The 25,671-nt window shown below is 48.1% G+C and carries 20 protein-coding genes; all 20 read left to right on the top strand.

The annotated features are described in order from the left end of the window. Positions 1–4 precede the first annotated feature (4 nt). The 20 genes from HHL17_RS25160 to HHL17_RS25065 all read left to right on the top strand — a co-directional run bounded on the left by HHL17_RS25160 (position 5) and on the right by HHL17_RS25065 (position 25,616). On the top strand, positions 5–1,006 hold the full coding sequence (locus HHL17_RS25160) for an LLM class flavin-dependent oxidoreductase (RefSeq protein WP_169227607.1): 1,002 nt from the start codon (positions 5–7) through the stop codon (positions 1,004–1,006). Positions 1,007–1,127: 121 nt separating this feature from the next. Beyond that, positions 1,128–1,709 (top strand): hypothetical protein, encoded by a 582-nt coding sequence (locus HHL17_RS25155; protein WP_169227606.1) that lies wholly within the window; start codon positions 1,128–1,130, stop codon positions 1,707–1,709. A gap of 142 nt (positions 1,710–1,851) precedes the next feature. Further along, entirely contained in the window at positions 1,852–2,631 is a 780-nt protein-coding gene (locus HHL17_RS25150) for a (Fe-S)-binding protein (RefSeq protein WP_206156168.1), read from the top strand. Next, the gene (locus HHL17_RS25145) at positions 2,612–3,994 is read left to right on the top strand and encodes a lactate utilization protein B (RefSeq protein WP_169227605.1); all 1,383 of its coding nucleotides are present in this window, start codon (positions 2,612–2,614) and stop codon (positions 3,992–3,994) included. Before HHL17_RS25150 ends, HHL17_RS25145 begins: the two co-directional genes overlap by 20 nt. A 23-nt stretch (positions 3,995–4,017) precedes the next feature. After that, complete coding sequence (locus tag HHL17_RS25140; protein WP_169227604.1) at positions 4,018–4,584, top strand: LutC/YkgG family protein; 567 nt, start codon at positions 4,018–4,020, stop codon at positions 4,582–4,584. Between the two features lie 695 nt (positions 4,585–5,279). After that, positions 5,280–7,217, top strand: a complete 1,938-nt coding sequence (locus tag HHL17_RS25135) for a polysaccharide biosynthesis protein (RefSeq protein ID WP_169227603.1) — start codon at positions 5,280–5,282, stop codon at positions 7,215–7,217. Between the two features lie 23 nt (positions 7,218–7,240). Continuing rightward, the gene (locus HHL17_RS25130) at positions 7,241–8,047 is read left to right on the top strand and encodes a polysaccharide biosynthesis/export family protein (protein WP_169227602.1); all 807 of its coding nucleotides are present in this window, start codon (positions 7,241–7,243) and stop codon (positions 8,045–8,047) included. Between the two features lie 77 nt (positions 8,048–8,124). Then, positions 8,125–10,464 carry a GumC family protein gene (locus tag HHL17_RS25125; RefSeq protein WP_169227601.1) on the top strand — a complete coding sequence of 780 codons (2,340 nt, stop codon included), beginning with the start codon at positions 8,125–8,127 and terminating at the stop codon, positions 10,462–10,464. Between the two features lie 96 nt (positions 10,465–10,560). Beyond that, on the top strand, positions 10,561–11,874 hold the full coding sequence (locus HHL17_RS25120) for a nucleotide sugar dehydrogenase (protein WP_169227600.1): 1,314 nt from the start codon (positions 10,561–10,563) through the stop codon (positions 11,872–11,874). A gap of 47 nt (positions 11,875–11,921) precedes the next feature. Next, positions 11,922–13,445 carry an oligosaccharide flippase family protein gene (locus HHL17_RS25115; RefSeq protein ID WP_169227599.1) on the top strand — a complete coding sequence of 508 codons (1,524 nt, stop codon included), beginning with the start codon at positions 11,922–11,924 and terminating at the stop codon, positions 13,443–13,445. Then, a complete protein-coding gene (locus tag HHL17_RS25110; RefSeq protein ID WP_169227598.1) occupies positions 13,442–14,575 on the top strand; it encodes a polysaccharide pyruvyl transferase family protein in 1,134 nt (377 codons plus the stop codon). Before HHL17_RS25115 ends, HHL17_RS25110 begins: the two co-directional genes overlap by 4 nt. Next, positions 14,547–15,098 (top strand): serine acetyltransferase, encoded by a 552-nt coding sequence (locus tag HHL17_RS25105; protein ID WP_169227597.1) that lies wholly within the window; start codon positions 14,547–14,549, stop codon positions 15,096–15,098. The genes HHL17_RS25110 and HHL17_RS25105 overlap by 29 nt, the downstream gene beginning before the upstream one ends. Next, on the top strand, positions 15,095–16,243 hold the full coding sequence (locus tag HHL17_RS25100) for a glycosyltransferase family 4 protein (protein WP_169227596.1): 1,149 nt from the start codon (positions 15,095–15,097) through the stop codon (positions 16,241–16,243). The genes HHL17_RS25105 and HHL17_RS25100 overlap by 4 nt, the downstream gene beginning before the upstream one ends. Further along, a complete protein-coding gene (locus HHL17_RS25095) occupies positions 16,243–17,613 on the top strand; it encodes a hypothetical protein (RefSeq protein ID WP_169227595.1) in 1,371 nt (456 codons plus the stop codon). Before HHL17_RS25100 ends, HHL17_RS25095 begins: the two co-directional genes overlap by 1 nt. A 15-nt stretch (positions 17,614–17,628) precedes the next feature. Continuing rightward, on the top strand, positions 17,629–19,665 hold the full coding sequence (locus HHL17_RS25090; RefSeq protein WP_169227594.1) for a glycoside hydrolase domain-containing protein: 2,037 nt from the start codon (positions 17,629–17,631) through the stop codon (positions 19,663–19,665). Between the two features lie 6 nt (positions 19,666–19,671). After that, positions 19,672–20,643 (top strand): glycosyltransferase family protein, encoded by a 972-nt coding sequence (locus HHL17_RS25085; RefSeq protein WP_169227593.1) that lies wholly within the window; start codon positions 19,672–19,674, stop codon positions 20,641–20,643. An 87-nt stretch (positions 20,644–20,730) separates the two neighbouring features. Next, positions 20,731–21,849, top strand: a complete 1,119-nt coding sequence (gene wecB, locus HHL17_RS25080; protein WP_169227592.1) for a non-hydrolyzing UDP-N-acetylglucosamine 2-epimerase — start codon at positions 20,731–20,733, stop codon at positions 21,847–21,849. Next, on the top strand, positions 21,846–23,741 hold the full coding sequence (locus HHL17_RS25075; RefSeq protein WP_169227591.1) for a heparinase II/III domain-containing protein: 1,896 nt from the start codon (positions 21,846–21,848) through the stop codon (positions 23,739–23,741). The genes wecB and HHL17_RS25075 overlap by 4 nt, the downstream gene beginning before the upstream one ends. A 2-nt stretch (positions 23,742–23,743) precedes the next feature. Further along, positions 23,744–25,021 (top strand): glycosyltransferase family 4 protein, encoded by a 1,278-nt coding sequence (locus HHL17_RS25070; protein ID WP_169227590.1) that lies wholly within the window; start codon positions 23,744–23,746, stop codon positions 25,019–25,021. Further along, positions 24,996–25,616, top strand: coding sequence for a sugar transferase (locus HHL17_RS25065; RefSeq protein WP_169227589.1), 621 nt, complete (start codon positions 24,996–24,998; stop codon positions 25,614–25,616). Before HHL17_RS25070 ends, HHL17_RS25065 begins: the two co-directional genes overlap by 26 nt. The last annotated feature ends 55 nt before the right edge of the window (positions 25,617–25,671 follow it).

Raw genomic sequence — 25,671 nt, 5'->3', positions numbered from 1 at the left:
GACGATGAAACTAAGCGTATTAGACCAATCTCCGATCAGAAACGGCAGCAATGCCATGGAAGCCTTGCAGGAAAGCGTTCAGCTGGCACGGCTGACAGATAAACTGGGTTATACCCGTTATTGGTTATCAGAACATCATAACACTAACAGCCTGGCCGGCGCCTCTCCGGAGATACTGATAGCCCGGCTGGCCGCTGAAACGGAGCGTATCCGCATCGGTTCCGGTGGCGTGATGTTGCCGAATCACAGTACCCTTAAAGTTGCAGAAAATTTCCGGTTGCTCGAAGCACTGTATCCAGGGCGTATAGACCTGGGCATCGGCAGGGCGCCTGGTGGCGACCGTATCACGGCGCATATCCTCAATCCCTCCAATACCTTTGATCCTAAAGAGTTTGTGCAGCAGGTGGTAGACCTGCAGGCATGGCTTACCGATAAAGCCACCCCCGGCAGCATGCAGGAAAAAGTAAAGGCCATCCCGGTCATACCTTCCTCGCCCGACCTGTGGATGCTTACTTCCAGCGGCGAAAGCGGCCTGCTGGCGGCTCATTTCGGGATAGCCCTCTCTTTTGCCCATTTTATCTACCCGGTAGGTGGCCCGCAGGCAGTGGCCAAATACCGTCAACAGTTCCGTCCTTCGGAGCACCTCGCCGCCCCACAGGCCAGCGTAGGCATTTTTGTCTTCTGCGCCGATACGGAAGAAAAAGCAGCTGAGCTGGAAGCGGTGATGGACTATCGCCTGCTCAGCTTTGAAAAAGGGAAGTACGATGTATTTCCTACCTATGAAGAAATTAAAGATATCGAGTATACCGCGGAAGAGCTGGCGCGGATACGGGCCAACAGCGGCCGGCGTATTTCCGGTACCCCGGCACAGGTAAAGGCCCGCCTCGAACAATTGGCGGCGGATTATGAGGTGGATGAACTGGTGATTGCCACCATTACCCAGGACCATGCCGACAGGCTCCGGTCATATGAACTGCTGGCGGATGTCTTCCAGTTAAGCAGATAAATTATCGATATTTATCATTTAAATATTTTTATATTTGTAACGGCTATGCATATAGCCGTTTTTTTATGACCGATCACATACTGTGAAAACCTGAAAACGCCAGCTTAAAACCATTATCCCTATGAAAAAACTCATTTTAGGCGCGGTTATTTTTACCGCCATGCTGACCGCCTGTTCCAAAAAAGACAAGAATAATAACGATGACAATGTACCGAAACCGGAACAACCTGGGGGAACGCCCAAGGATTCGCTGACGATATACAAGGACCTGGAATTTGATATCAGTGGCACCAGTCAGACCGTGGGCATCGCCTTCTCTACAAAAGACGGTAAAATGTACTACCGGGGCAATCTCCCTAAAGATGGTAAAAACATAGACCTGGTGTTTGCGGGCGTAGACCCGGGTAGATTGTTCTTCAGCAGCGCTACCGCTACGGCGTCCCATAGCCTCACGTTTGATAATGCCACCATTACGGAGATCATGAATTCACCGTCAATACAGGTCTTTGATCCTTTGAAATTCGATACGCTGTCGCACGGCTCGGCGCTGAATAACCTGCCAGTAAAGGAGGACGACAGTTTTTTCTCTACCACCTACGATGGTGTCGTGCTGTTCAAAAATGCCGCCGGCAAAATCGGGGTGATCAAGGTATCCCGCGCGGAAGGGCAGCGGTTAAAAGTCACCATCAAAGTACAACCGTAAAACAGAAACATACCATACATAACAGGCCGGGTTGCTAATGCAGCCCGGCCTTATTATTTTGTATCAGTGAAAAATAAGCCAGTAACCGGTAAAAAAGAGGTAGGATTACTACGGTGGCTGCCGCTAAATTTGCACGTTAGGAATGACCATTAAAATCGCTACCACTGTGAAAGTAGGATTATTTATACCGTGTTATATCGACCAGTTCTACCCGCAGGTAGGCATCGCCACCCTGCAGCTGTTGCAGAAACTGGGATGTGAGGTGGAATACCCGCAGGGACAAACCTGTTGCGGCCAGCCGATGGCCAATTCGGGCTATGAGCATCTGACGCATCAGTGCAACAGCCTCTTTGTCCATAATTTTGCGGCTTACGATTATATTGTGGGCCCCTCCGGCAGCTGTGTGCTGCATATCAAAGAGCACCTGCATGACCCCGCCAATGAACCGGCAGCCGCCGGCATACGGGAACGTATATATGAACTGACAGCATTTCTCACAGATGTATTAAAGGTAACGGCATTGCCTGCACGTTTTCCGCATAAAGTAGGGCTGCACCAGAGCTGCCACGGTCAACGCGGCCTTGGGCTGGCACAGATGAGCGAGCTGGTGGCGGCGCCTTTCTCCAAACCGGAACAGCTGCTCCGGATGGTGGCAGGCCTGGAGCTGATAGACCTCGACCGTAAAGATGAGTGCTGCGGATTTGGCGGCACCTTCTGCGTAACAGAGGAGGCTGTTTCCGTGAAAATGGGAAAAGACCGTGTAGCCGATCACGTTAAACACGGCGTTGAAATCATCACCGGTACAGATGTTAGTTGCCTGATGCACCTGGAAGGTATTCTCCGCCGGCAGCATCAGCCGGTAAAAGTGATGCATATTGCTGAAATCCTTAATCAACAGATCCATGAACAGGCCAACCACTGATCACGCCACACTGGCGGACAAGTTCAACGAAAATGAGCCCAGGGTGAACTGGCACGATGAAACCCTGTGGTGGGTACGGGCCAAACGTGACCGCCAGGCATGGAGCATCCCCGAATGGGAACTACTGCGGGAAACCGCTTCACAGATAAAACTAAATGTGCTGGGTAACCTGCACGACTATCTGACACAGTTTGAACAGCAGGCGTTACAGAACGGCGCCGTAGTCCACTGGGCTGCTGATGCTGCGGAGCATAATCGCATTGTTACAGACATCCTGCAAAGACACGGCGTAAAACGGATGGTGAAAAGCAAGTCCATGTTAACGGAAGAGTGCCATCTGAATCCGCATCTGGAAGCCAATGGTATCGATGTGATAGACACTGACCTCGGTGAACGTATTGTACAGCTGGCGAAAGAACCGCCCAGCCATATCGTATTGCCTTGTATCCATAAAAAGAAAGAAGAGATAGGAGAGCTGTTCCATGAGCACCTGGGCACGCCGGCTGGTAATGCTGATCCGCAGTTCCTGACGGCTGCGGCACGCCTGCACCTGCGTAAGGAGTTCCTGCAGTCCAAAGCGGCTATCACCGGCGTGAATTTCGCGGTGGCGGAAACCGGCGAGATGGTGGTATGCACCAATGAAGGTAATGCTGATATGGGCGCTCATCTCGCGGATGTACATATTGCCTGCATGGGCATTGAAAAGATTATTCCGGAGCGGAAACATTTAGGTGTGTTCCTGCGGCTGCTGGCACGCAGCGCTACAGGGCAACCTATTACCACCTATTCCAGTCATTTCAGGAAACCGGCCCCCGGCAAGGAACTACATATCGTGATCGTGGACAACGGGCGTTCGCGGCAACTGGGGCGTGAAGATTTCCGTAACTCCCTGAAATGTATCCGTTGTGGTGCCTGCATGAATACCTGCCCGGTATATCGTCGCAGTGGCGGCCATAGTTATCATACAGCCGTTGCCGGTCCTATCGGTAGCATACTGGCACCTAATCTCGATATGAAGGATTATGCCGATCTGCCATTTGCCTCCACGCTGTGCGGCTCCTGTTCCAACGTATGCCCGGTGAAGATCGACATCCATCAGCAATTATATAAATGGAGACAGGTATTGGTGCAGGAAGGTCATACCAGCGCAGCAAAAACTGCCGGCATGAAAGTGATGAACGCGGTGCTCTCCAAACCTGGTAATTTTAAAAAAGCGGGTAAGATGGGCCGTTGGGTGTTACGTGCTTTCCCGGGGATGGTCAATAATCGTTTTAACCCATGGTATAAACAACGGGAGATGCCGGCGCCGCCCGCGCAGTCATTCTCTGAATGGTACGCACAACAGCAATCAACAAAAAAATAAACAGCCCTAAATAATATATTGATATGAGTAGCAGGGAACAGATACTGGCCGCCGTGAAAAAAAATCAACCGGAAGCAACTGGGTTGCCATCATTGAAAGGCCTGGCAGGAGAGATGCCAGCCACACTGGAGGCTTATCGTAAAGTGCTGGAAAGTCTTGGTGGCAGCCTGTTTGAGATTACTGATAAAGCACAGGTGCCCGCGTTGTTGGCACAACATTATCCGCATCTTGAAAGGGTCGTGTTTGCTGATGATAAACAGGAATGGGCACACGAAGATCCGCATCAATTGGAAAATGTAGATATGGCGGTGGTAACCGGACAATGGGGCGTTGCTGAAAATGGTGCCATCTGGTTAACTGAAAATGATATAGCCGTAAGGGTTTTACCTTTTATCTGCCAGCATCTCGCTATTATAATACCACGGGAACGCATATTGGCAACGATGCATGATGCCTATGAAAAAATCGGTGCACCTCAAACCGGTTTCGGTGTGTTTATTGCAGGCCCTTCCAAAACCGCTGACATAGAGCAATCCCTTGTATTGGGCGCCCATGGCGCAAAGAGCCTGGCTGTATTTGTTTTAGGTTAAATTCATTTTTAACTGTAGGTTTATTCAAAAAATCACTTACTTTTATGAACGAAAAGATGGTTTGTTAACGGAAAATCATCGTTTTAGTGAAAGTTGGTATGGTGTTTGTTTCCACTGGCCATCAAAAGAACAACTTTAGAATTGCTTTTATTTTAACCATATAGCGAATACACTTTAACCATATTGTGAACTTAGTTAACCGGAAAAAAGAAAAACCATGTATCAATTATTTTGTGTGCCAACGCATGAGGATATTAGAAACGAGAATGACTGTCAATTGTACAATCAATCATGTGTGAAGGTATTGCACCTGTCCTGTCCCGATATCAACAGTTGCTGTTGAAGTAGCCTTTTTAGCATTAACCTGTTAAGTTAGTCGTCCAAATAACCTGTATGTGAACAGGAGACGAACCACTTGCAGTTGGCGGGTTTTGTACTTGCCTTTATTGTCTTGTCAGTATTTGATTGATGGAAGCTATAGTTGCGGGGTGAAATTTTTTTTGATAGTTTACTTTTTCATAATGGTAGATGTCAAAATTTAATCTTTACTTTGCATAACTTGAAAAACCAAATAATGCGAATCAAACGTCAAGCTGTCTGACCAGAGAGTAAAGCGCCTCTATGAAAACCACCCCGCGCTACTTTGTCTGATTGGACGAGCAAATATTTCTTAACCGTATCTATTATTGAAACCTATGGTGAACAGATCATCATGGATTACCCCGTCATGGCTCATTCTGATGCTTGACCTTGGGTGCTCCGTCATCGCCATCAATCTTGCCTTTCTGCTCAGGCTCAATTTTGATATGGAGGCCCTCACTCCGTATCCGCTTGAAGAAATCTCCTTTATCATGTTAGGGGTAACATTGGTATTGTCCCTGTTACTGCGCACCTACCGGGGCATTGTCCGGCATACCAGCCTGGCGGATATCGCCAATATCGCCTGCATGAACTTTGCCGGCAGCTGTATCTTACTGACCATCGGCTACAGTCATCTGCTGGATGCTGAAGTTAATTTCTTCCCATTGTCAGTAGTCCTGATTAGTTTCTTTATTGCCTCTTTCCTGTTGTTGTCTTACCGCCTTCTGGTGAAATGGATATTTAAATACTATAAAAATTTTCGTGCTGTCAATAAAGTTAGGGCTGCTATCTACCATACCGGACTGACCAGTATTATGATACGAAAGGCCATCAATGATAATCCGGAAGCGGATATCCGTATTGTGGCTTTTCTCGCGGAAACCAACGGACATGCCGGTAAATCCATCGAAGGACTGCCTGTGTATGCAGCCCGGAGAGGGCAGCTTTTCGGGATGGCGAAACAGGCAAAGATATCTCTGTTGCTCATACCGGATGATCATCTGGATAGACAGCGGCTGAATGAACTGGTGGATGAATGTATTATGCTGAATATAAAAGTGCAAAAGATCATCTCGGTCAACCAATGGATTGATGGTACACAAAATAATGGTATACAGTTGAAAGACATCAATATTGAAGATCTCCTGGAAAGATCTGTCATCGATATAAAAAATGAAAAACTGGAAGAGGAAATCAAGGACAAGAGCATCCTCGTAACCGGTGCTGCTGGCTCTATCGGGAGTGAAATTGTGCGACAGGTGATCCGTCATCAGCCGGCTGTTATTATCCTCTGTGACAAGGCGGAATCTCCACTACATGAGCTGGAACTGGAGATGGCGGAAATGGGTTCAAAAATTCCAATTATTCCGTTTATCGGTAACGTATGTGACAGAACACGCATGCAGCAGCTGTTTGAGGTATATGCACCTGCCATTGTATATCATGCTGCGGCCTACAAACATGTGCCCATGATGGAAAAAAATCCTTCCATAGCGGTCATGAACAATGTGCTGGGGACCAAGATCATGGCGGAACTGGCAGTGGAGTTCGGGGTGGAGAAATTTGTGATGGTATCTACTGATAAGGCCGTGAACCCTACCAATGTGATGGGAGCTTCCAAACGTATCGCAGAGATCTTTACACAGTCCTTTAATAACAAGATCAACAATCATTTCAAGAAAACAGGTCCGGTGTTTGGTTTACCGCCCACCCGTTTTATTACTACCCGCTTTGGGAATGTACTGGGGTCTAATGGTTCGGTGATACCACGCTTTAAAAAACAACTGGAAAACGGAGGCCCGATCACGGTTACCCATCCGGAGATCACCCGGTATTTTATGACAATACCCGAAGCCTGTCAGCTGGTGCTGGAAGCAGGCGCCATGGGACAGGGCGGTGAGATATTTGTTTTCGATATGGGCAAGCCCATGAAGATCGCTGATCTGGCCCGCAAAATGATCCGCATGGCCGGAAAGGAACCTGGTAAAGACATACAGATCGTTTATAGCGGCCTGCGTCCGGGTGAAAAATTGTACGAAGAACTGCTGAATAACGCGGAAAATACCATGCCTACCTATCATGAAAAAATCATGATCGCAAAGGTACGTGCTTATAATTTCAGTGAAGTGAATGAACAGGTGAACCTGCTGATAGAATCGGCCCAGAAACATTACCTGACACCCACTGTAGCCCGGATGAAGCAACTCGTGCCGGAATTCATCAGCAAGAATTCTGCTTATGAGGAACTGGACAAAGACAAAATGATCATCTAAAAAACAGAAACAGTATAATTAATATGTGGGAGCGATTTATCAGTAATCTGAAAGGTCTGTTGGTATTGATAGCTGCAGGAATTACCTCCTGCTCGGCACCAAAGAACATCACCTATTTCAAAGACATTCCGGACAGTGTCCGGCAAACCGAAATACAGCAGGCAGCTTATTCAACGCCGCTGATCCAGTCCGACGATATCCTGCAGGTAACTATCCAGACACTGGACCCGGCTGCCACCGCTTTGCTGAACCAGGCCACCGGTGGCGCTGCACCGGCCGGCAATAACCAGACTGCTGCACCGGCGATGTCACCAGTAAGCGGATATCTCGTCGACAAAGACGGCTATGTGGTATTGCCGCTGATTGGTAAAGTGATGGTACAGGGAAAAACGACCGACAGTGCGAGAGAGGATATAAAAAATAAAGCAGCTGCCTATTATAAAGATCCGGTGGTGAACGTGCGGTTTGCAAATTTTAAGGTCACCGTACTGGGGGAGGTGAATAAACCTTCCACCTATGTGATGCCGAACGAGAAAGTCACCCTGCTGGATGCGCTGGGCGCCGCAGGAGATCTTACTATCTACGGAAAAAGAGAGAACGTATTATTGATCAGGAATAAAGAAGGAAAGAAAGAATTTGTAAGATTCAACCTGAACCAGAGCAACCTCTTTGCCTCACCTTACTTCTACCTCCATCAGGGAGATGTCGTATATGTGGAACCTAATAAAGCAAAGGTGGCCAGCACTGATTTTACACAGGTGAAACGAATATCCATTATGGCATCTGTCTTATCGTTGTTGATCGTTGCGGTGTCGCGGGTTAATTTTTAACTATTTAATAAGAAAAAATGCCGGAGCAAATTTTTGTAAAAAGCGCTGCCCATTTGAATGGAAATGGACACGAACCAATGGTACAGAAAACCGACAGCGGTATTACTCCCCGTTATATCCTGGATAGTTTTATGCGCCACTGGTACTTCTTCCTTCTTTTCATGATGGCCGGTGTGCTGGTGGCCTGGTTATACCTGCGGTATGCTACCCCGGGTTATAAGGTAAGGGCGAAAATACTGGTGAAAGACGACCAGAAAGGCGGCAATATTCCCGGCCAGGAAATCTTGCAGCAACTGGAAGTCTTTTCAAATAAAAGCAGTGTCGATAATGAAGTGGAAATACTCAAGTCACGGACGTTGATGCAAAAGGTTGTTCAGAACCTGCAGCTGAATACCTCTTACTTCGCAGAAGGCAGGATCAAGGAAAGCGAGCAATACGGCAATCTGCCTTTTGCCCTGCAATGGCTTGCTCTCAACGATACGATCAATAAAGTGTCTTACACGATTGCTCCGGTTGGTGTCGATAAGTTCCAGCTGTCAGGTCCAAGAGGAAGCCGTACCGCTTCCTGGAAGGATACCCTGCATTTGCCGGAAGGCGTGGTGAAAATTGATCGCACGGCTTTCCCCTTCGCTCATGCTTCCTACATCATCAAAGTTTCGTCCATTGATGAAACCACCGGCAACTACCAGCAATTACTGGATGTACGCATACCCAATAAACAGGTAAGCACCATCGATCTCGGTCTGGATACCAAAATACCGGAAAAAGGAGAGAAGATACTCAACAACCTGCTCAATAGTTACCTGCAGGCAAGCGTGGAAGACAAAAACCGCATTGCCGATAGTACCATAGCGTTTATTGATAACCGTTTGATCATTGTAACGCAGGAGCTTTCCGGTGTGGAAAAAAACATCCAGCAGTTTAAACAGGCAAATGAACTGGCAGATATACAGGCACAGTCGAAATTGCTCGTGGAAGGTACCGGTGATGCCCATAAGCAGCTGCTGGAACAACAGGTGCAACTGAATGTGGTACAGTCGCTCGAACAATATATCCGCGCGGCGGAAAATGATAAACGCGTAGTACCCTCTTCGCTCATCGTGCAGGACCCTACTTTCGTAGGACTTGTACAACGATACAATAACCTGCAGCTCGAAAGGGAACGCTTGCTGATGTCCAACACCGCCAGCAACCCGCTGGTGGTAAACATGGACCAGCAGCTGGCGGGCATCCGTGGCGATCTGCTGAGCAATCTCTCTTCCCTGAAGAAAGGCATTGAAGTGGGCATTTCAGAACAGGAGCGGAACGCCAGCGCCTTAAGCCAGAAGATCCGGCAGGTACCGGCAAAAGAGCGGATATTCCTCGACATCTCCCGGCAACAGGCTATCAAACAGGAGTTATACCTGTTCCTGCTGAAGAAAAGAGAGGAATCTGCTATTTCCAAGACTTCGAACATGGCCATTGCCCGTATCATTGACGATGCAAAAAGTGATGCGCTGCCATTTAAACCAAAGCGTTTCCTCATCCTGTTGCTGGGCCTCGTGTTGGGCATTGCCTTCCCCGCCGGCTACCAGTATATGAAGGAACTGCTCAGCAGAAGGATAAGAAATAAGGGGGATGTTACCAACAACACGCCTGTGCCTGTGTTGGCTGAGATCGGGCATAACCCGAGCGGTTATCTGGTTACTAGGTCCAACTCCCGCTCTCCGGTGGCTGAACAGTTCAGGGCCCTGAGGACCAACCTCCAGTTTGTACTGGCGGACATCACCCAAAAATCGGTCATTATTACGTCCAGTATGGGGGGAGAAGGAAAAACCTTTGTGTCTACCAACCTGGCTGCTATCCTGGCCATGTCGGGCAAGAAGGTGGTGTTGATGGAAATGGACCTGCGTAAGCCAAAGATCGCTGAAAGACTGGGACTGGATAATCATGAAGGTTTCAGTACCTATGCGATCGGAAAAACGGACATCCGCAATCTGATCAATCCTTCCGGTATTCATGAGAACTGTTGGTTTATCTCTTCAGGCCCGATACCGCCTAACCCTACTGAACTGCTATTGCAGGCAAGAACGCAGGAGCTGTTCCGGGAATTGAACGAGCGTTTCGATTATATCATCATCGATTCGGCCCCCATTGGCCTGGTAACGGACGCCCAGGTGCTGGCCCGGCATGCGGATGCTTCCCTCTACGTTGTACGCCATGGCGTGACAATGAAACAGCAGCTTCAGATCTCGAAAGACCTGTACATGCAGCGTAAACTGCCCCGGCTCAATATCATCATCAATGATGTGACCACCCAAAGCGGTCATGGCTATGGCTACGGTTACGGATATGGCTATGGATACGGCATGGAAGCCGATGAGAAAAGGGGATTACTACGGAAACTGACAAAATGGGCCGTCCCTAATGGAAAGTAGCGGAGTGATTTTGTATATTCGTGTGTTATCTCCCTTCAGCCCGCTAAAAGCCTTTGTGGCAGAAGATATTAAAAAAATAGACAGATTATAAATTTTATGGTTAAGAATAGCAACAGCGTTGAGAAGATCCACCTGGCCATTATAGGACTTGGCTATGTTGGTTTACCTTTGGCAATCGAATTTGGAAAGAAGTACGAAGTACTCGGATTTGATATTAACAGGGAGAGAGTAAAAGAACTGTCCGAAGGTACGGACCGTACCCGGGAAGCCAACCTCGAAGACCTCAACGCCGTGATCACCCTGAAAAAAGACCCTAAATCTACGATCGGACTTTCTTTTTCATCCAACGTGGAAGACCTGAAGAAAGCCAATGTTTTCATTGTGACCGTACCCACGCCAATCGATACCTTTAAAGCGCCCGATCTGCGCCCGCTCATCAAGGCCTCTGAAATGCTCGGTGGCGTCCTGAAAAAAGGTGATATCGTCATCTACGAATCAACCGTTTATCCGGGATGTACGGAAGAAGACTGTGTACCGGTACTGGCAAAGACTTCCGGCCTGACATTCAACACCGACTTCTTCGTTGGCTATTCGCCTGAAAGGATTAACCCGGGCGATAAAGTGAATACACTCACTAAAATCAAAAAAGTAACCAGCGGCTCTACGCCTGAAATAGCAGATAAGGTGGATGCGCTCTATAGCTCTATCATCGAAGCCGGTACCCATAAAGCCCCCAGCCTGAAAGTGGCTGAAGCTTCCAAAGCAATCGAAAATGCGCAACGCGACGTAAACATCTCCTTCGTCAATGAACTGTCGCTCATCTTCGACAGGATCGGTATCGATACCAACGATGTGATCGAGGCTGCAGGCACCAAATGGAACTTCCTTAAATACAAACCAGGATTGGTGGGTGGTCACTGCATCGGTGTTGACCCCTATTACCTGGCACATAAAGCGGAATCCTTAGGTTATCACCCACAGGTGATACTCTCCGGTCGCCGTGTAAACGATCATATCGGACACTTCGTTGCCAACAAGGTAGTGAAGCTGATGATCGACAAAGATCATAAGATCAAAGGCTCCCGGGCACTGATCATGGGCATCACTTTCAAGGAGAATTGCCCGGATGTGCGAAACACCCGCGTGGTCGATATCTACCACGAACTGAAACAGTTCGGCCTTGTGGTGGATGTCTACGATCCATGGGCCGATGCTAAAGAAGTAGAAGAAGAATACGGCGTGAAAATCCTCGGCGCTATCGATAAAGCAGCTGTATACGATGCTATCGTCATAGCTGTTGCCCATAAAGAATTTTTAACCTTTGATTACCTGAAATACAGACGGAACAACGGGGTCATTTTTGATACCAAAGCTTGTGTAGACAGGAGCCTGGTTGACGGAAGGCTTTAAGCTAAGAATAAGAGAAATACATATACAATTAATTACGAAATTGATAGATGATGTCAACGAAAGGGGTGAGGTATGAGATGTCGTTAAACCTTGGGACGAATTTCCTGGCGCTGGTATTGAATATTTTACTGGGCCTGGTGGTAGTTCCCTTCTATATTTCAAAGATCGGAGTGGACGGCTATGGTATCGTAGCGCTGGCCACTTCCTTCAGCGCCTACCTGTCTATCGTCACTATCGCCATCGATGCGGCCGTAGGCAGGAATTTCACACTGGCGATGAGAAAAGATGATCATATGGCTTCCAACGCTATCTATTCATCATCCATCATCGCGGCCATACTGCTGATACTGGCGCTGCTGCCGTTTATCGCGTGGTTTTTATATGATATAAAAGATATCATCAGCTATAGGAGTTATCCCGCGGGGGAGATGAGATGGGTGTTTGTAGCGATTATCACCTCTTTCATCCTGACGTTTATCCGCGGGCTTTTCCTGGTGCCGGCATTTGCATCCAACAAGATCTATATTCAACGCTTTATCGCCATCCTGGAAATAGTGGTGAGGACAGCGCTGATCTTTTTATTGCTCAATGCCTCCGCCAAACTGAGCCTGATAGGGATCGCCTTCTTTATTTCATCGCTGGTGTCGTTTGTCGCCGCGCTGATCTGGATAGGGCGCAAGTTTCCTTTCCTGAAGCTGAGGATGCATTATTTCGATCAGTCCATCGTCCGTTATATTGGATCGATGAGCTTCTGGCTGGTGATCAACCAGATTGGAACATTGCTCTTTATCAATATCGACATCATTCTGCTGAATCATTACTATGGAGCTACCGCTACCGGTGAGTTCAGCACTGTGGCCCAATGGCATACCTTATTGCGCTCTTTTGCCGGCGTGTTTGTAGCCATTTTTACACCAGTGGTATACAAGTATTACGCGGATAAGGATTTCAGCAACCTGCTGAAATTTTCAAAATATACGGTGGTGGCAATGGGTTTGGTACTGGCCATTCCCATAGGTATCATCGTGGCGTATTCAGATGTGATCCTGAAATTATGGGTGGGAGAGCGGTTTACACATTTTTATCCGCTAATGGTCCTGCTCACAGGGCACCTGATCTTTAACCTGTCGGTATTACCCATACTGTCCATCAATTCGGTGTACAATAAGGTAAAAGTACCAGGGCTCACTTCCTTCTTTTGCGGGATATTGAACCTGGTACTGGGCATACTGGTAATAAAGACATTCAACTGGGGCATCTATAGCGTGGCCGTAGTTTCAGCGGTACTGCTGACAGTCAAGAACCTGATCTTTTCGCCCACATATGCGGCAAAGATCCTGGAACAAAGCCCCTGGTTTTATTACCCGAGCATACTGAGAGGATGCGGCCTCTTTATATGGGTACTCCTGTTGTCATGGTTGGGCCGGCATTTACTGCTGCCCGGATCATGGACAGGCCTGATATTATCAGCCGCAGTGATTGGTTTATGTAGTATTCCCTTTGCATGGTTTGTAAGCCTGAACAAAGATCAGCGCTTACTGATCGGAAAATTAATCAGACGAAGAATATGAGAAAGGCATTGATCATTAATGAAGGCTTCTCTAATAACCTGGGGGACCAGGCTATCCGAGAGAGCATGACGCAACTGCTGCAGGATAGTGGCTTTAGCACCGATTTTGCCTATTTCACCAATCCGGGGATGCAACAGCTGCCAGCCTACGGGTATCTGGAAGCGGGCATCGGGGCCATGGCACCGGCATCCCTGTCGTTTGCCCGCCGGGTAAAACTGAAACTGTCAGGCATATACTGGATTGCACAGCACTATCGTCATATCAGTAATATTTTAAAGAGACAGGATTATGATCTGGTGGTGATTGGCGGCGGTCAGCTGATAGAATCCTCCGGGAAAGATTATCCCAGCAGGTTTGCGATTGCTATGTACTGGTGGACAAAGCTGGCAAAAAAACTGACAAAAGCAAAGATCTGCCTGATAGGAGTGGGCATAGGGACTACCTTTAACCCGAAAGAAACCTCATTTTTCTCCAAAGCCCTGGCTTTAGCAGACGTGATCTGGGTAAGAGATACCTTTTCCCAAACTACGGCCCGCGTTAAGTTCGAACGCGTTGCTGTATTGACGCCTGACGTTGCATTCTATCATGGTAACAACCGCGTGGAAACCAACAACGGCAACCGCAGGGCGCTGGTAGGCATTACCAGCTACAACGAAGTATTTGCTAAATATAATGAGCCCGGAAAAACCCGGCTGGATTACTATCACGAGTGGTATAGCGTGGTGAGAAAGTATACGCAGCAGGGACTGCCCGTGGTGCTTTTTTACACCACCATCACAGATGCTGCAGAATCCATCGCTTTCCGCGATTATCTCCGGCAACACCATCAGCTGGAAGTGCCCGTTGCAAAGCTGCATACGGTAAGCGACCTGCAGGAGCTGTACCAGTCGGCCTCAGACGTATACTCCGGTAGGATGCACGCATTGATATTGGCTATGAAATACCGGTGTAACGTGGACGCCTATCTGATTTCACAAAAACTGAAGTCGTTCCACGAAGAGTATATCCTGTCGGGAAACCAGTGCCGGGAATACAGTATAAAGATCAGGGAAACATTCAACCGGTGTATACTTCACCAGGACCATGAAAACAGTGTTGCATATGAACACAAGACAACTCATCAGATCTGATCTGTTCCGTTATCACGGGAAAACCGGCACACTGCAGTTCCTGAAGGCTCTTTTGCTGATAGAGGGATTTAGATACATGTTCTTTTTCCGGTTATATAAAAGCGCCGTTCAGCCCTTCCGGTTATTGTTAAGGTTGATCCTCCGGCGCTACTCGTATAAGTACGGATTTCAGATACCGCCCACTGCTTCTATCGGCTACGGGCTGTATATCGGGCACTTTGGCACTATTGTCGTTAATGGAAATGCGACGCTCGGCAATAACGTGAATCTCTCACCCGGTGTGGTGATCGGACAGGCCAGCCGGGGAAAACTGAAAGGTGTGCCCGTTGTAGGGAATCGTGTATGGATCGGGTCCAATGCGGTGATTGTAGGAAAGATTACCATTGGGGATGATGTATTGATAGCACCCGGCGCTTATGTAAACAGGGATGTACCGGCCAATTCACTGGTGATGGGTAACCCAGGCGTCGTTTATGAAGGAAAGAATGTAGAAGGATATATTCTTAATGAATGGGGAGTATGAAAAAAGTTTTAATCATATCTTATGAATTTCCGCCTATCATCGGAGGTGCGGGCGTATATGCTCACGATCTGGCGATTGGCCTGGTAAAGAACGGGCACCAGGTAAGCCTGCTGACGTACAAAACTGCGCGCAATGCAGATTTCCTGGCATCGTTCGAACAGAAGTACCTTGTCCGCTGCCACACGGTACCGGAGAAAAAATATATACATTTCTATCTCTTTTTCCTTGAGCTAAAGAAAACAGTAAAACAGGAACACTTCGACGTTATCATCTTCAGTGATGCAAGAGCAAAGAAAATGGGGGCGTTATTCCAGCCTGTGTTGAAACAGCTGGGAGACCGTTCCCTGGCGGTGCTGCATGGCAACGAAAAAGCCAGCTTCTTTGAAAAGCCTTCGTTGCTGTTGAGAGCTTTTGGTATGCAGCGCCGTATGCTCAATTTCCTGCGCCATCAGAAAAAAATCGTGGTGGTGAGTCAGGCAGAGTATGAGCTGTGGCAGCAAACCAACCTGAAAGAAAAACTGCAACTGATCCGGCACGGCATCGATACAGATATCTTTCACCGCCGCACACCGGAACAGGTGGCTGCCATCAAAAAACAATATGCGATCGGTCCCGACAGGCCCGTTCTCTTCAGCGCTTCCCGCCTGGTAAAGGAGAAAGGCCAGGAACTGATCATCGATAGCCTGCGGTATATCATCAGGGAAGTACCTGATCTGCTATGTATCATCGCGGGCAGCGGTAATTATCTCCCTACATTACAACAAAAGGTAAAAGATCTCGGGCTGGACCATCATGTATTATTTACCGGTGGCGTATCCCGTGATATATTGTCGGACTATTTCGCTATCTGCGATCTGTTCATCCTGCCCAGCCAGTTTTATGAATCATTTGGCCTGGTATACCTGGAAGCGGCAGCCTGTGGAAAAACAGCCATTGCCGGCAACAGGGGAGGTACCAACGAAGCGGTGGTAGATGATGTGACGGGGTATCTCGTGAACCCGGTATCGGTAGAAGAGATCAGCCATAAAGTGGTGGCTGTGCTCAATGATCCCGTGCTGCGCGAACGCCTGCAACATACGGCGTATGAGAGAGCCATTACCCGGTTTACAAATGTGGCCATGGCCGATAAAATTATTGAGATCTGATGAAGAATAGTAACGCCAATACCAATCTGCTGCTCCTGCTGAATTTTATATTCGCATGTGTGGCCGGTATTGTGTCCGTAAGTGTGGCTACCTTTTTACTGAATATGCTGTTGCTGGGCATTGGCCTGCTGAGCATCAATGCCATGTTCAAAGATGGGCCCCGCCGGCAAACCGGAGTGGTCCTGTTCCTGTCGTTTTTCCTGGTGTATGGCATCTATATGATGGTCACCAATACACTGTACATCCAGGACCCGTTCCGGGACATTTTCTACGCGAAGGATTCTGTCACTTTTTATACCTACATCGACAAAGTAGCTTCCATGCGCAGTATCGGTGAAATCACCGAATACTATCGCACGGATTTTTTCGCGTCCGACTGGAAAGGCTTTGCCTGGATGGCGAGCGTATTGGGCTTTCTGGCGAAAAATATTGATACCAACTCCCTTGTGTTGCAGAAATTGCCGGTTGTATTTTGTTCAGCTTTTCTGCTGGTGGTCCTGTTCAGTATGTTATCGACATATATCAATAAAGACACCAGTCTCCACTTCACCATCGTATATGCATTACTGTCATATAATTTTTTCTTCTCCGCGGTGTATCTCCGCGATGTGCATATAGGACTGTTGTTTGGGCTTTATTTCCTGTTGCTTATCAACCGGCAGGGAGTTGCCGGGATCTTCTATGCTATTGTGCTTACAGTGCTCATCTTCCTATTCAGGCCGGAGCACGGTTATTTCAGTGCGTCCTTTTTGATGGCATACATCTACCTGCTGGTAACAGATAGAAATAACGCGACGCTGAATAAATTTAAGATTCCCATATTGATATTGCTGGCCGTTCCTGCACTGACACAGATCGTGTTGCTGAAGGAAGGGTTTGACACTATACAAAGTACAAGTGAAAACTATCTGGATTCTTCCATGTCGGGCGCCGGCATGGGGTCTTTCGGAAGTATGCTGCTGAAACTGCCTTTCGGGGTGAGGCACGTCACGGTAGGATTGTTCTCGCAAACACTGCCATTCCCTTTTTATGCGGTGCTGGAAGAAAATCCTTTTTTCTTCCCCTGGGCAATTGCAGCATTATTCTGGTTTGTGGTATGGGTTGTGTTGCTGTATACGATGCTGATAAAGCCACGTAACCCGTTGTTTCAGATCCGTGAACTTCGTTTCCTGTTCCTGATTGCGGCGCTGCTTATTCTTGGGGCCAGCTCTAATGCAGACACAAGAAGGATAATGTCGGTATACCCGGTGGTATATGTGTTGTTTGCCGGTGGATTTCTGTCGTTGTCTATCAAAAAACGCAAACAGCTGATATCAGCTGCCTTGTTGTTTTATTTCGGGTTGGTATTTGTGTATGCGTTGATCAAATAACAAAAATGTTTTGCTATGATGAAGCCAGTTGTTTTTTTGTTAGCTGTTTTTATGGGATTACAGTTCTGCGCAGTGTCGCAACAATCCGTTACCGGTTTGCAATGTACGGTAACACCTGCGCCTAATTATAGTCTCACTAAAAACGACAGCAAGGTAAGCTCGCTGACGGATGGCACATTTTCGTCGGACATTTCCTCTATATGGAAAGATCCCGGAACACTGGGCTGGCAGAATATAGAGAAAGTGGTCATCAATATAACCCTGCCCCGGAAACTGACGGTGGGAGGTGTGAATGTTCATAGCGTAACGGGTCAGAAGGCGCAGGTATTGTTGCCGCTGAGCGTGCTGGTATTTATAAGTGAAGACCAGCAGAACTGGTCGTTCGCGGGCGATATGATGAAACAGCATCCTGTAAAGGATGAATATTACAAAACAGTGGGCCTGTCGCTGGACCAGATTGGCCAGTCCGCAAAATATATCAAACTGGTAGTGGTGCTCAACGGCAGTTATTTCTTTACAGACGAAATTCAGGTGTTCGCCGGCAACACCCCGCCTGCTAAAAAGCCTGTAATGATGGCCGCCAGTGGTATTGACGCTTTCGTGAATCAGCATCGTGAAGGCGCTATCAATCAGCGTTTCGCTGATTACAGTGCTCCGGTGGCAAAAAGCGCAGCTGTTGCGGCTACGTTAACGCTCGCACCGCTGAATTCCGGTATGGCCGACATCAATAGTGTGGCAACAGGTCCGGTGAATATTTATACGATGAAAGGCTTAACAGAGTACGCCGCTTTTGTTTTGTCCAATAATACGAAGGAGGATAAAAGCGTTCCCATTGCTTTTCCTGCTTCCACTTCTGACATCAGCTATCAGCTTTACTGGGCCAAACCTGTGAAGAGCCGCGATTTTAAGATTGTGCCGGACGCTTTGGAGGAAATAAATAACGGGGCAGACGTCAGTGTGGCCAAAGGTGAATCAAAACTGCTGTTGGTGAAAGCCGTAGCAGGAAACAGCGGAACATTCCGGTTTACGCTCAAAGCCGGCACTCTTACAGCTCAGGCAAATATTACTGCCGGCAACGGAGATCTCTCTGCATACAAATCCCTCCGGCCCGATGTGAATGTATGGCCTTATTTTAATGATCCGCTGCTGAAGGGACGTGAAGCGAGCGCCAGGCAGGACCTGCAGGGACATTACGTGAACACCTTCCTCGTACACCCCGGTATACTGGCGCCTGAAAAAGCCTTTGCTTCCAACCAGCGCCTGCAGGATAACCTTGCCTATGCTAAAGGCTTCCGGCAGGCCTTGTTGTTCCTTGATTTCTCAAAAAAGGGGAACGATCTGATGTCGGACAGCTGGAAACAGGCATTCCTCAACTGGTACGATGCCATCATCCCCGCATTGCAGCAACAGGGTATTACCGCAGACAATGTCTATTTATACCCGTTCGATGAAATCAAACCCGCCCAATTGCCCGTATACAAGCAGTTTGCCGGCTGGATCCGTTCTGTCAGGAAAAACGCAAAACTATTTGCCACAGTCTCCAATGTAGCCTCATTGAACGTAATAGCCGAACAGACGGACGTGATGCAGCTTTATAACGACGATCGTATACTGAGCGCCTGGCGTAGGTTAGGCAATGGTCCTTCACGGGTATGGATGTACAGTACCGGAAAACCTACCAAGTCTTTGTCGCCTAACGGTTATTATCGCCTTATGGCATGGCATGCATTCGCTGAAAATATAACAGGTATTGGATTCTGGCAGTATGCAGATGTGGGGCACGAGCAGGGAGCGGAATCTGTGTGGAGCGACTTTGATGGCAGGTCTGCTGACTACGCTGTGGTGTACGACGAAGGCAGCCGTGTGATCTCCAGCCGCCGCTGGGAAGGATTCAGAATGGGAGTGGAAGACTATATGCTGTTACAGGCTTATGCTAAACGTTACGGAAGAAATGCTGCGTTGCAGCTGTGCAATAATGTATTATCCAAGGCAGACGAACCCGGGAAGGCAGATCAGGTTAGAATACAAATAGTTAAGGAATTAGGAAAATAGCAGACCATGAAGCAGGCTTCGAAATTATTGATATTGGCTACCATGCCTCCTCCTATAGGAGGTGTGACGGTACATGTCCAGCGATTGCTCAAATATCTTGACAATAACGGATACGACTACTCATTTACGGATTTCAGAAGGAGCAGTAAAAGCACTGTATGGAAACAAATCCGGCAGTACCGGTATATCCATTTTCATATTTACCATCCGGTGGTCCGTTTGGTTTTTGTGCTGTTTGGCACCATGTTGGGAAAGAAGATGCTTTTCACCTTGCACGGGAATGTTGGCCGGCATGGCTGGTTTTACAATCTCCTGGATAAATATGCTTTCCGGATAGCTTACATGCCTATTGTGCTTAACCAGCGGAGCTTTGATCGGGCACGTAAATGGAACCGCCGAACGCAGTTGATTGGTGCCTTCATTCCGCCTCAGCAGGAAGAACATCTGCAACAGACTATCCGGAATGCCGCGAACACTTTCAGGAATAAGTATCCCATTGTATTTGCAACGAATGCCTCCACCGTGTCGTTGGATAAAGCAGGGAATGAAACCTACCAGGTATCGTTGCTGGTGAAGATCTTTAACAAAATGCCGCAGGCAGGCCTGCTTATCTCAGATGCTTCAGGTAAATACCGGCAGTATCTGTTGCAGCAGGGGTATTCTATTACACCGAATATACTGCTGATCAGTGAACCGCATCCTTTCTTTGAAATATTGAAGGTTACAGATGTTTTCCTGAGGATCACCACTACAGATGGCGATTCGCTATCGGTAAAGGAAGCCCTGTTCCTCGAAAAGCAGGTACTGGCAACAGATGTGGTGAACAGGCCTCCAGGCACACAGCTGGTGGGATTGAATGAATGGGAAATTGAGGATGCTATCCGCAAAATGCAACAAAATAAAACAATGTATAAACCTCACCGTTTGATGAATGGTGGTGAGGAACTGCTTGCATTATACAGGCAAACCGTAGCATAACAGACATAGAAAGACCTTATTGAGAAACCTTGTTGAGAAACCTCCTGCTGTTGAGGCAGGTCAGAACCATATTAAAACCATATCGATATGAAGGTAACCATTATTGCGGGCGCACGCCCGAACTTTATGAAAATAGCGCCTGTCATCGCCGCTATCCAGGAAAAGCAGCAGGAAGGTTATGATATCAGCTTCCGCCTGGTGCATACCGGGCAGCATTACGACAAAAACATGAGTCATTCATTTTTTGAACAGCTGGGCATTCCTGAACCAGATGCTAATCTGGAGGCCGGAGGAGGCACCCAGGCGGAACAGACCGCCAACATCATGGTACGCTTTGAAAAGGAACTGCTGACTAACCCCTGCGATCTGCTGCTGGTGGTAGGAGATGTCACTTCTACGCTGGCCTGCGCCATTGTAGCTAAAAAGATGAAGATCAGGGTGGCGCATGTGGAAGCGGGTATCCGTTCCGGTGATATTACTATGCCGGAGGAAATCAACCGCCTCGTGACGGATTCCATCACCGATTATTTTTTCACCACCTCTGTGGTTGCCAATACTAATCTCCAAAAAGAAGGGAAAACCAATACGCAGATCTTCTTTGTCGGAAACACCATGATAGATACGCTGTTGAAACAACGTAGCCGTTTTACACCACCGGCGATCTGGCAGCAAGCCGGACTGCAGCCCCGTCAGTATTTTGTGATGACCCTGCACCGGCCAGCCAACGTGGATGAAGAAAACAACCTCGGTCTGCTTATCAACGAGATCATGGGCAATAGCAGGGAATTGCCGGTAATATTCCCGGTACATCCGCGTACGGCGAAGAACCTGGAAAAGATCGCGGTGAATCATCCCCGTCTTCATCTGGTGGAACCACTGGGTTATCTGGAGTTCAACTACCTCGTGGAAAATGCCAAAGCGGTCATCACTGACTCCGGTGGTATTACAGAAGAAACAACGGTGATGGGTGTGCCCTGTATGACACTCCGCGATTCTACCGAAAGACCGGAAACCTGCATCACCGGTACCAACGAACTGTTGGGCACCGACCCCAAAGCACTGGCGCCTGCCATGCAACGGTTGTTTGATGGCAAATGGAAAGAGGGAGCTATCCCCGCACTGTGGGACGGCAAAACAGCAGAACGAATCGTAGCGCATTTAATTGAATTGTTTGCTGTAAAGCAACAACCCGTGGTAGTTATATGAGTAGCCTGAATACAGTATTTAATGGTTTGAAAGTAGTGCGGAACATGGGATTGCGGTACGTCGCATTCCGTTCCGCACATGAACTGAACCGCAGGACCGGGCGGCTGAAAAGGCGTTTCCCGAAAGCACCTGCGTTTCAACGTTACCTGTCGCTCGAAGAATGGAAACAGCAGTCAGTTGCCTTCTTTTTCAAAAGCCGGGAGGATGTTAAAGTTCCCAGGCAGCCGGCGCCGGAAATTGCACAACGTTTTGAACGGATCAGGAAAAATGAGCTCACTTTTTTCAACGGCGTGACCCTGCCGCTGGGACCGGATTTTTCGTGGCTCAGGAATCCTGATACCGGTTATGTTTACAGCGGAACAGCGCACTGGACGGAAATAAACGACTATTCCGCAACGGCCGGCGATATCAAGTTCGTCTGGGAACGGGCCCGTTTTGCCTGGGTGTATGACGTGGTCCGGTACGATCATCATTTCGGTGAAGACAATGCGAGGCTGGTGTTTGAGGCTATTCTTTCCTGGATAGAAGCCAATCCCGTCAACTGTGGCCCTCATTATAAATGCAGTCAGGAGATAAGTTTGCGGGTGTTGAACTGGACCTTTGCTTTATATTTTTATCGCAATTCGCCGGCGCTGACCAGCGAATTGTTCGATCAGATACAATATGCAGTGTATTGGCAGCTGCATCATGTGTACCATAACATCAATTTTTCGAGGATAGCCGTAAGGAATAATCATGCTATAACGGAAACGCTCGCACTATATCTGGGGGGGCTGCTCTTTCCTTCCCTGCCGGACGCGGCAGAATGGAAAGCGCGCGGCAGGAAATGGTTTGAACAGGAAATTGCTTATCAGATCTATAATGACGGCACGTTCCTCCAGTTCTCGATGAACTATCACCGGGTAGTGATACAACTGTTTACCTGGGCGCTGCAGTTGTCGGCGCTCAATGGAGAAGCATTTGCTCCGGTAGTAAAGGAGAAGGCCCTTAAATCGCTCGGTTTCCTCCGGGTGTGCATGAACGACGGCAACGGATGGTTGCCCAACTATGGCGCTAACGACGGTGCCCTCTTTTTCGGGCTGAATAACCATCACTACCGTGACTACCGGCCGCAGTTGCAGGCCCTGGCCATGCTGTTGCAGGTGGACGCATCGTTTCCGGATATCTATGAAGATACCTGGTGGTATGGCATTTCCCCCTCCGGATTTAAATCGAAAATACCGGAGGATAACAAAGCCCTGTACGCTTTTCCGGAAGGGGGGTATTTTATCTGCAGAGAGAAAGACACCCTAACGATGCTTCGCTGCGGAAGCCATAAAGACAGGCCCTCCCAGGCAGACAACCTGCACCTCGATATCTGGCATCATAACGACAACCTGCTAATGGACGCAGGAAGCTATAAATACAATACCGACGAAGAAACACTGCGCTACTTTATGGGCACAGCTTCACATAATACAGTGATGCTTGGCAACTACGACCAGATGCTGAAAGGCCCGCGCTTTATCTGGTACAACTGGTCGCAGTGCTCCCGTGCAAGGCTATACGAAACGGTCGACGAGTACATATGGGAAGGAGCAGTTCATGTATTTCAGCATGTAGGGGCTGATATTGTACATGTAAGGCAGGTGCGCAAAAGCAAGCAGCAACCGGTTTGGGTGGTGAAAGACCATATACTGCACAAACCATCCTACCTGGATATGCGCCAGCTATGGCACATGCCGGCGGCCGGTAAACTGACATTGAAAGCAGAAGACAGCAACGGCGCAATATTACAACCGCATTTTCAGTCGGGGATGTATTCTTCCCTGTATGGTGTGAAGGAAGAGAATGCAACTGTAGTATTTGGATCAGACGCGGATACTATCATTACAGAGATTATAATTGATTAGCTATGAAAATTCTACTGATTCACCAGTACTTCCTGGAAGATGATGATCCGGGAGGGTCAAGATGGAACGAGATCACAAAAACCTGGACAAGCCAGGGTGCAGAAGTGACTGTGCTTGGGGGAATGATGCACGCCAATGGTTCCGAGAAAAGACCTGAGTATAAAGGGAAATATTTTGTAAAAAAACGACAGGGTGATGTCACGGTATGGCGTTGTCATGTGTCGGAATCATATAACAAGAGTTTTCTCGGCAGGCTCTGGGGGTATTTCTCTTTTATGTTCTCATCGCTGTGGGCCGGTTTGTTTAAGGTGAAAGGCAGCTTCGATGTCGTGATTGTTACATCACCACCTTTATTTGTGGGCTTTTCGGGTTACCTGTTGTCGCGCTTCAAACGTATGCCATTGGTGTTTGAAGTGCGGGACCTGTGGCCCGAATCAGCTATTGATACGGGTGTGTTGAAAAATAAACTCGTAATTAAGTTGGCCTATTGGGTGGAAAATTTCATCTATCGCAAAGCGGCGCTCATCAATGTGCTGACGCCTGCTTTTTATAATACGCTGAGAGACAAGAAAAACGTGCCGACAGATAAGCTCATTTTCATTCCTAATGCAGCGGACTTCTCCTTATCGGACCACCTGCTGCAATCGTTCGATTGCGAGACCTTCCGCAAACAACATCAGCTCGATGGCCGCTTTGTTATCACCTATGTAGGCGCGCATGGCGTGGCCAATCACCTCGAACAACTGCTGGATGCGGGCAAGACACTGGAGGATACGCCTGTGTTGTTCCTGTTGATAGGACAAGGAATGGAGAAGGCCCGTCTGCAACAACTGGCGGTTGACAGGCAGGTGAAGAACGTACGTTTCCTGGATGCGGTGCCCAAGCAGGAAGTATTCCGGTATATACTGGCTTCTGATATGGGGGCTTCTGTGCTTAAGAAAGTAGATACGTTCAAAACTGTTTACTCCAATAAAACTTTCGATTATATGGCTTGCAAGAAGCCTATTCTGATGGCGATCGACGGTGTGTCGAGAGAATTGGTGGAAACAGCTGAAGCGGGCTCTTTTGTGGAACCGGAAAATACGGAGGCGTATAATACCGTGATCCGGGAATATCTCCGCAATCCTGCACGGCTGCAACAGGAAGGGGAGAATGGTTTCCGCTATGCTAAACAGAATTTCGACCGGCAGGTACTGGCACTCCGTTATCTGAATTTTATCGGTAAAAAAATTATGAAAGAAATACCAGTAAAAAATGCATTGGTACAGGAACATATTTAAACCATTGATGGATGTAACGGTAGCGCTGGTAGCACTATTGCTTTTATCGCCGGTGATGCTGCTGTTAACACTGTTGCTGGCGGTTGCTAACAATGGTAAACCATTCTTCCTGCAACCAAGGCCCGGAAAGGATGGCCGCATTTTTCGCGTCGTCAAATTCAAAACCATGAACGATCGCAGGGATGCTGCCGGCGAACTGCTGCCGGATGAAGTGAGGCTCACACCGGTAGGGAAGTTCGTTCGCAAAACATCGCTCGATGAAATTCCTCAGCTGCTCAACGTCCTGAAAGGTGATATGAGCCTGATAGGGCCCCGCCCGTTGCTGGTCGATTACCTGCCACTGTATAATGAGGAACAACGCAGGCGTCATGAGATGCGCCCTGGTATTACAGGCTGGGCGCAGGTAAACGGCAGGAATGCCATCAGCTGGCCGCAGAAATTCGCTTATGATGTCTGGTATGTAGATAATGCCAGTCTCTTGCTCGATATAAAGATTATATGGAAGACAATGCAGAAAGTAGTCAGATCAGAAGGCATCAGTTCAGCAGGATCTGTTACCATGGAGCGTTTTATGGGTAACGGGCAGAATGGATAAGAACATAAATTTTGTATCTGACCGGTACAGGCTGACATACTGAGGTAGTCGTATA

The organism is Chitinophaga fulva, assembly GCF_012927205.1.
Classification (GTDB): domain Bacteria; phylum Bacteroidota; class Bacteroidia; order Chitinophagales; family Chitinophagaceae; genus Chitinophaga; species Chitinophaga fulva.
The sequence above is the reverse complement of the archived record's forward strand: the minus strand, read 5'-3'. Positions and strand labels throughout refer to the sequence as shown.